This window comes from Salinivibrio sp. MA427 (assembly GCF_001996115.1).
GTDB classification, from domain to species: domain Bacteria; phylum Pseudomonadota; class Gammaproteobacteria; order Enterobacterales; family Vibrionaceae; genus Salinivibrio; species Salinivibrio costicola.
The window spans coordinates 1-5,424 of the sequence record NZ_MUFH01000177.1; the positions used below are offsets into that span (position 1 = coordinate 1).

7 protein-coding genes and 1 pseudogene are annotated in these 5,424 nt (G+C 45.8%); 2 read left to right on the forward strand and 6 right to left on the reverse strand.

Annotated features, from left to right (window positions below):
* The 5 genes and pseudogenes from BZG79_RS10980 to BZG79_RS11000 all read right to left on the reverse strand — a co-directional run.
* Positions 1-278, reverse strand: a pseudogene (locus BZG79_RS10980) (type I restriction endonuclease subunit S); the annotation flags it as partial.
* Complete coding sequence (locus BZG79_RS10985) at positions 271-1,755, reverse strand: class I SAM-dependent DNA methyltransferase (RefSeq protein WP_077774405.1); 1,485 nt, start codon at positions 1,753-1,755, stop codon at positions 271-273. The pseudogene BZG79_RS10980 and the gene BZG79_RS10985, both read right to left, overlap by 8 nt.
* A complete protein-coding gene (locus tag BZG79_RS10990) occupies positions 1,748-3,250 on the reverse strand; it encodes a class I SAM-dependent DNA methyltransferase (protein WP_077774406.1) in 1,503 nt (500 codons plus the stop codon). The genes BZG79_RS10985 and BZG79_RS10990 overlap by 8 nt, the downstream gene beginning before the upstream one ends.
* Entirely contained in the window at positions 3,247-3,423 is a 177-nt protein-coding gene (locus BZG79_RS10995; RefSeq protein ID WP_025503347.1) for a helix-turn-helix domain-containing protein, read from the reverse strand. Before BZG79_RS10995 ends, BZG79_RS10990 begins: the two co-directional genes overlap by 4 nt.
* A 92-nt stretch (positions 3,424-3,515) precedes the next feature.
* Positions 3,516-3,719 carry an AlpA family transcriptional regulator gene (locus BZG79_RS11000; protein ID WP_077774407.1) on the reverse strand — a complete coding sequence of 68 codons (204 nt, stop codon included), beginning with the start codon at positions 3,717-3,719 and terminating at the stop codon, positions 3,516-3,518.
* 156 nt (positions 3,720-3,875) lie between these two features.
* Here BZG79_RS11000 and radC point away from each other — a divergent pair, with 156 nt between their 5' ends.
* Both radC and BZG79_RS11010 read left to right on the forward strand, forming a co-directional pair.
* Positions 3,876-4,379, forward strand: a complete 504-nt coding sequence (radC, locus tag BZG79_RS11005) for a DNA repair protein RadC (RefSeq protein ID WP_077676327.1) — start codon at positions 3,876-3,878, stop codon at positions 4,377-4,379.
* Positions 4,380-4,552: 173 nt separating this feature from the next.
* Positions 4,553-5,113, forward strand: coding sequence for a tyrosine-type recombinase/integrase (locus BZG79_RS11010; RefSeq protein ID WP_021024426.1), 561 nt, complete (start codon positions 4,553-4,555; stop codon positions 5,111-5,113).
* Between the two features lie 76 nt (positions 5,114-5,189).
* Here BZG79_RS11010 and BZG79_RS11015 read toward each other — a convergent pair.
* Positions 5,190-5,424 (reverse strand): inovirus-type Gp2 protein (locus tag BZG79_RS11015; protein ID WP_199877742.1); only part of this gene is annotated, 235 nt, incomplete at its 5' end.

Here is a 5,424-nt window from a genome sequence, read left to right on the forward strand (position 1 = left end):
ACTATAATGTCACCTGAACAAATTCCATCAAACTCAGCAATAGCCGCCTTTTTGAGATAAGGACGACGTTTACCAAACAAGAGCTGACCTTTTTTAAACACACGCGTAAAGCTAGGTGAATCTTCTGCTATCATTCCCCAACGCTTTACCTTTAGCGAACCAGAATCTAAGTGTTCAAGACCAATGTAACGCTCATAGCCGTCACCAATAGGATCTTTTGTCGTCAGCTTTACTTCTTTACAGATGTCACCGAATTTTATAGTTTGCTTATCAGTCATCGCTCTTTACCTCGTAACCTAACTTCGCGAGGCTATTAAATAGTTTATTGGTTTGCTTCTTAAGTTGTACTCGGCTCATTTTCCATGACTCAATAGCATGTTCGATATCATGTACTTCCCCACTACTCTTGGCCTTCACATAAAGCGGAATAGATAAGTTGTATTGGTTTTCACTGATAGTGTCTAAATCAACCAGCGCAGTAATATCGCATTGGTTATCTGGTTGGAAATAAGCTTCGCAAAGCACATCTAAATCAGCATCCGATAAACGACTGTGGGCTCGCTCGCGGGTTACATGCTCTACACCATTGATAAACAGAATCTTATTTTTGCGCTCAACTGGTTTATTGCAATTAAGTACGACCACGCACGATTCCATAGGCGAGTTGTAGAACAAATTTGGGCCAAGCCCTATCACCGCTTCAATGATGTCAGATTCAATCACTTGTTTACGGATCGCTTGCTCTGAGTCACGGAACAGAACACCGTGAGGCCAAAGCATAGCCGCACGGCCAGTATCCAATTTTAAGCTTTTGATGATATGGGTATAGAAACCGTAATCAGCACAACCTTGCGGCGGCACGCCGTACATATTGCGTCCATACGGGTCAGCAGCAAACTTTTCACGGTTCCACTTTTTGATGGAATACGGAGGGTTAGCAAAGATAACATCGAACTGTTTAAGTTGATCGTTCTCGATAAACTTAGGATCACCTAAGGTATCACCCCGCATAACATCGAACTCTTCAATGTCGTGCAGGAACATGTTCATACGTGCTATAGCAGACGTTAGCAGGTTTACTTCTTGTCCATACAAATGAACACCACGCCACTCTTGTCTTTGCGAGCGTAAATCCATCACCGCATTGAGCAACATACCGCCCGTACCACAGGTGGGATCATACGCAGTTTCCCCCGGTTTAAGCTTCATGATTCGGGTCATTAAATGCACAACAGTACGATTGGTATAGAACTCGGCAGCGGTATGCCCTGAGTCATCCGCAAACTTTTTGATCAAGTACTCGTACGCCTCACCCAAGTCATCTTGAGCAACAGACTTAATGCCTAGTGGAATTTTACTGAAATGCTGAATTAGGTCTGACAGCAAGTGATCTGGTAAACGCTCTTTGTTGGTCCACTGCGCATCACCAAATACACCGTGCAAGCGCTCGTTCTTTGCTTCAATCAAACGCAGTGCATTTTGAATCGCTTCACCAATGTCTTTACTKGTATTGCGAACTTTCTCCCAGCTAGCTTCTTCAGGAATATCGAAACGGTGATACATCGACATCGCGGCATATTCAGCATCACCTTCGTGCAGCTCGAGTGCTTCGTTATACTCTTCTAGATATACATCCGATAGACGCTTAAAGAACAGCAGTGGGAATACGTACTGCTTGTAATCAGACGCATCAATTTGGCCACGCAGGAACTCTGCAGCGCCCCACAGTAGGTCTTCTAATTTGTTTTTATTCATAGCTCAAGCCCTCTTTGATTAACAAGGCTTCTAACTCTTGTTCAGCGGCCTCTAAGGCTGCTAATTTTTGCTGGAAATCTTTCAACGCTTCTTCTACGGTAATGGTTTCTTCTTCTAGCGGCTTTTGTACATAACGAGCGATGTTCAAGTTGAAATCGTTCTCTTCTATCTCGCTATGTGGCACCCAACGTGCAACACCCTCAATGTCGTCTGCTTTTGGCCCTTTGGTGCGCATTTTCTGATAGATGTCATAGATCTCATCAGCTTGAGGCTCTGATAAGGTGTTTTGCGCTCGGCCTTTAGTGAAGATTTCTTCCGCATTCACAATCAGAACATGGTCTTTATGCTCTTCTGGTCTTGCTTTACGCAATACGAGAATACAAGCAGGGATGCCTGTACCGTAGAACAAGTTTGAAGCCACGCCGATTACCGCCACGATACGGTTCTCTTTTAATAGCTTGGTTCTGATTTTACCTTCTGCACCACCACGGAAAAGCACACCATGTGGAAGCACTACCGCCATGCGCCCTTCATCATTCAATGAAGCAAACATGTGCTGTACCCAGGCGAAATCACCGTTGTTTTTTGGCGCTAAACCAAAGCTTGCACGACCGTACGGATCACTTATCCAATAGTCATAACCCCACTCTTTTAAGCTGAACGGTGGGTTAGCGATTACACAATCAAAAGTTTCTAACTGATCATTTTTAAGGAATTTAGGATCACGAAGCGTATCACCACGAACAATCTCAAAATCTTCTTGTCCGTGTAGGAACAAGTTCATCCGAGCAATGGCTTCGGTAGTCAGGTTCTTCTCTTGGCCTTTGATTTTAAGAAGACGTGGGTCGCCGCCACTTTCTTTAACATGGTGGATGGTTTCAAGCAGCATACCGCCTGTACCACAAGCCGGGTCATAAACACTTTCATTAGCTTGTGGGTCTAGAATATTAACCATAAGACGAACAATGGTACGTGGCGTATAGAACTCACCTGCTTTCTTGTTTGCTTTATCAGCAAAGCGCTTGATGAGGTATTCGTAAGCACGACCCATATCATCATTACGCACACTCGATACGCCAAGGTTAACCTTGTTGAAATGGTTGAGTAGTGTCGATAACAGTTCGTCTGATAGACGTTCTTTGTTGGTCCAGCTCGCATCACCAAAAATGCCATGCAGCTGTGGGTTTTCTAGCTCAATACCACGGAATGAATCTTTCAGGGCTTGGCCGATGTCTTTGGTTTCTGCAAACACATCTTTCCAATGACAGTTAGCTGGAATTTGGATTCGGTGAAACATATCGCCTTTCGCAAGCTCTTCATCACCCACCTGCTCCATCGCCTCTTCGAACTCTTCATCGTAAACATCACAGATACGCTTAAAGAATAGGATTGGGAAGATGTAGGTTTTGTAGTCTGAAGCGTCAATAGGACCCGTAATGATGTGGGCCGCATGCCAAAGGTGCGCTTCTAAGTCTTTGAGATTTATTAATGTCATTGCTTGCTCTTATTCTCTTCTATCCACGCTTCAAGGTCTTCACGTTTGAAGCGCCATGAACCGCCGACTTTGAAACCAGGAAGCTTTCCTTCGCTTGCTAATCTATATGCTGTTTTTTCGGCCAACTTTAGGTAAGCAGCCACCTCTTTCAAGGTTAAAATTTGATCATTCATTTCAGCTTGTTAGCTCTAACCGGTTTTATGGATAACTTTGATGAGTGAGAGAATATGAGAAAATTGGGGAATGAGCAATGATGAAGGGCAAATTATAGATCTCCGTTAACAGCCGCACTATCCCTCTCCGCTATCCTTGCCATCACCCACTCTTCGACTTCACTTYCTACCCACGCAACCGCTCGGCCTCCCAAGGGAACGCTTTTTGGGAAGGTGCCGTCTTTCATCAGGTTGTAGATCGTTGAGCGGCCAAGACCTGTCATGTGTTTTACTTCGCTCAGTTTAATTAATCTCATGATATTACTCCGTTATTGGACTCATGAGATTTCCGCGCACGTAAAGATTTACCGGTTTCACCCTCCCCTCTTGCACCCACTCTCCTAACCAACCTGATTTCAGATATATGTCATCGATACGCATAGCCACATCAATCACTTAAAAGGAGACTCCCTATGCGTACATCACACACTCCCCTGTTTACCCCTGCAGACAACTACCCTGCCCATCAGCCATCTGATTTAAACCAGCTCTTAGAGCACGCGGCAGAAGCGCTGGCACAAAAGTACAAACGCGAAGGCACCTTCACGAGCCCGAACAACGTGATGGAATACTTAAAGCTCAAACTCGGCGCGTACGATCGTGAAGTGTTTGCGTTGATGTTGCTGGATAACCAACATCGGCTGATCCAGTTCGATATCCTGTTCTTTGGCACCATCGATGCCGCGTCTATCTATCCACGCGAAGTGGCGAAAGCGGCACTGAGTCACAATGCAGCCGCCGTTATCTTTGCGCACAACCATCCATCGGGGATTGCCGAGCCGTCACAGGCAGACCGTCATATTACTGACAAGTTGATCAAGGCGTTGGGCCTTATCGATGTTCGCGTTTTAGATCATGTGGTTGTCGGTGAAGACTGTGTGTCTTTCGCCGAGCGAGGCTGGATCCCAGTCGTGTAGCGGCTTCGCAGGCCATTTTTACACGTCACACATGCACAGGCAGCGATACCTTTCCCTGCTTCTCATTATGTTAAAACGGGAAGCAGCCAACCCAGGCGCAACAAGGGTCTGGCTGTCGCTGTCGTGCTGTGCTTCTCAAAACCTCCATCTGTGAAGAAAAAAGGAAGTAAGCCATGTCAGAAGTTCAAGCCATCAAAGATGCTGAGACTGTTCAGCTTATCGGCCACCTATTGAGTATTCGTTATCATCGCCAAATGGCCGACGTCTGGTATATCGGGTTAAACCTGGCGTTACGTATCTCCGATCTGCTTGCTATTCGGTTCGACGATATCCACGGTGACCGGTTGCGAATCAAAGAGCGTAAGACAGGTAAGATTGCTGATATCCAGCTCAACCCCAAAACACTGGCGCGCATTGAAAAGATACGGGCAGACCATCCTGATCACGTCTACCTGTTTCAATCTCACCGCTGTCAGCAGATTAAGCAGTTGCCGCCTAAACCGCTCTCTCGGCGCGCTGTTACTCTCGCCTTTCAACAGGTCGGGCAAGAGCTCAACCTCTCGTTAGGGACGCACTCAATGCGAAAAACACGCGGTTATATGCTGTAYCAAGCCACAAAAGATATTGGTCGGGTGATGAAAATGCTGCGCCATACCTCAGAAGGCATCACGCTTCGTTATATTGGTATTACACAGGAGGATGTCGACAATGATTTTATTGCCTTAGAGATATGAGGTAAGGCCGCACCATGACAGTACGGCCGACGGGATTTTAAATATATATCATCAATAAAAAACGATTGTGCACGATTTACTTGGTGCTAGAGCCAAAGCAACGAAACCCCTCGTTGCGACGCTTGGTTCTTTTTTTGGCTAAATAGCTTAGTCGATAGAATATATCTTTATATTCCTGCTCAGCGCGCTCAGAGCTCTCAGGACGACCGTGAAGGTAGTAAATGCTATTATCAGGGATATGCACTAACCCCATCGCTTGATTGTTACACAGGCCGATTGCCTTCGCCCAGGCACGGACAATGATATTATAT